The sequence below is a fragment of the Micromonospora sp. RV43 genome, assembly GCF_001029515.1.
GTDB classification, from domain to species: domain Bacteria; phylum Actinomycetota; class Actinomycetes; order Mycobacteriales; family Micromonosporaceae; genus Micromonospora; species Micromonospora aurantiaca.
The window spans coordinates 1-2,044 of the sequence record NZ_LEKG01000350.1 but is presented as its reverse complement, the minus strand read 5'-3'; the positions used below and the strand labels follow the sequence as shown (position 1 = coordinate 2,044).

Annotated in this window: 3 protein-coding genes; 2 read left to right on the top strand and 1 reads right to left on the bottom strand. The window is 66.1% G+C overall.

Annotated elements, in window-relative coordinates; translation table 11 throughout:
* Window positions 1-123: 123 nt before the first annotated feature.
* Window positions 124-273, bottom strand: a complete 150-nt coding sequence (locus tag ABD52_RS39995; protein WP_161801664.1) for a hypothetical protein — start codon at window positions 271-273, stop codon at window positions 124-126.
* A gap of 154 nt (window positions 274-427) precedes the next feature.
* Between ABD52_RS39995 and ABD52_RS37060 the strand changes: the two genes are divergently transcribed.
* A complete protein-coding gene (locus ABD52_RS37060; RefSeq protein WP_145752803.1) occupies window positions 428-1,021 on the top strand; it encodes a hypothetical protein in 594 nt (197 codons plus the stop codon).
* A 2-nt stretch (window positions 1,022-1,023) separates the two neighbouring features.
* A complete protein-coding gene (locus tag ABD52_RS38870) occupies window positions 1,024-1,458 on the top strand; it encodes a tyrosine-type recombinase/integrase (RefSeq protein WP_082171466.1) in 435 nt (144 codons plus the stop codon).
* Window positions 1,459-2,044: the final 586 nt, after the last annotated feature.

Genomic DNA, 2,044 nt, shown 5'->3' with positions numbered 1-2,044 from the left:
GCGATACAGGCGCACAGCGCGCCGACGTAGCTCATCGGGGTACTTCTTCGGTGCTGCCACGGACGACTTCCTCCCCACGGCCATCAGACCATGATCAAGAACCTCCATGAAAGCGGGGGTGGCTCAGATCCGATCACAACGCTTGGCCAGTGCTTCTGGTGACCGGTCCCCGATCGCGGGTGACGTCTGGGAACGGATCTCGATGAACGCCAGGTGTAGCAGCATCGCCACCGCCTCCCGGGTGACTGCCTCTGGTGGCTCATGCACAGACATGGGTTGTGCCTCCCGGCGGACGGAATCAGTGCTGCGGGTTGTTCTGCTGGAGATCGCGCGGGCCGTCATGGACGATGCCGCGAAGCGCCTCTCGGGTGGTCTCGGCTGTCCGGCCGGCCGACGGGTAGCCGCTGAGAGCCCTAGGCTGACGCCCATGTCGGCCGAGCACAACGTGATTGAACTGGACGACCACGATCGCCAGTCGGCGGGCCGCACCGCCCCTGTCCGCCTCGTGGCCAAACGGAGGCGGAATGTACGGCTTGTGGCTGCCTTCGTGGTCGGTGTCGTGCTCGGCGGCATCGGTGCCGGTGAACTGCGAGACTCGCGGGAAGAGCGAGAACGGAACGCTTCGGTTTCCCTCGTGGCCTTTCCTGCATCCGTCGGTAGCGGGGGTTCGGACGCCACGGGCATCCTCCGGATGGACGGGCAACTGGCAGTGATCAACGCTGGCCCCGCGCCGATCACAGTGAGTTCGGCTACCGGTCAACGACCCGCCGTCCAGGTCCATGACACCGGCCAGTCTCGGCTGCTGCGCCCTGGCGGTACCGGCTGGATCAGCGTCAAGCTGCGCATCGAGTGCACTCTCGCCTTCGGGAGCGAGCCGTTGTCGATACGGTTCTCCGTCCAGACTGCCGATCGACAGGTCAGAGAGGTCAGCTACCCCGTCGCCGTAGCGGGAAGCGCCTGGCATCACGGGGCTGAGCGGCCATGCGCGGGCCTCGCTGATTCGGCAATGTATCGCGACTAGCGCTGAAGCGGATCGACCGGACCTGGCACAAGATCCGGGCGGCGGCCGGCCTCGACTGGCTGCGGTTGCGCAACCTGCGGCACGCCTGCGCGACGTTCCTGCTCGTCTCCGGTGCCTCGTCCCGGACGGTGATGAAGGTGCTCGGGCACAGTCAGATCGGGCTGACGACGTGGGCCGTGGTGGTCGATTCGACCGAAAGCGCCAAGTCGCCGAACTGCGATGACGGTGGTGCGCCCGGCAGGATTCGAACCTGCGGCCTTGGGATTAGAAGTGGTGTTCACGTCTTAGGCCCTGGCTTCACAAGCTGCACTAGCTGCGCAAACTCCTCCCTGGCTGTCCCTGGTTTCTCTGTTGGCCTGCATTTCGCACCACGAATAGCTCCACGCCAGCTACAACGACGGGTCCGAGTTACCTCGTGGTGTGGTGACCGGCTGTAATCGTCCGTCCGAAGGTCGCCGATGCGGTTTGCACCTTCTGTACATCCTCCAATGGCGGGCCGCAAGCGGCCGGCCGTTGTGTCGCGCCGGGGCGCGCGTGCGGCCCTGGCGGCCGGTCGCGCCCCCAGCGCACGACGTGGCAGTGAGAGCAGGAGAAGTAGCGAGCGTGGAGCCGAGTCGGCCGGGGCGACATCACCGGAAGCACGCCGCTGAGCCAGGCGCGTCCGGACGCCACGGCGGTGGGCGCGACGGCAGTGCGGTTGCCGGGCAAGATGGCACGTCTCCGGCACCGTCATGGTGCTCCAACGAACCGGGAAGAGTGGTCACCCCGGTTGCCGGGGCACGGTGACTCCTTACTCTGGCGCGGATGCCGCCGTCCGTTGCGGTCGTCAGTCGGTGGCCGGGATTGTCCGATGCGAGAAGGGTGAGCTGTAGCCGGGTGGGGGGTGAGGGAGTTAGCCTCGGTCTTTCACTAACTGTTGATCAAGGCCGCGTGGCGGGTTGTTGATCTTGATCAGTCGGTCGATCGACGTCAGGGCGTGGTGGTAGCCCGACGCGGGGTCGGGTTCCTCCAGAAGCTGTCCGT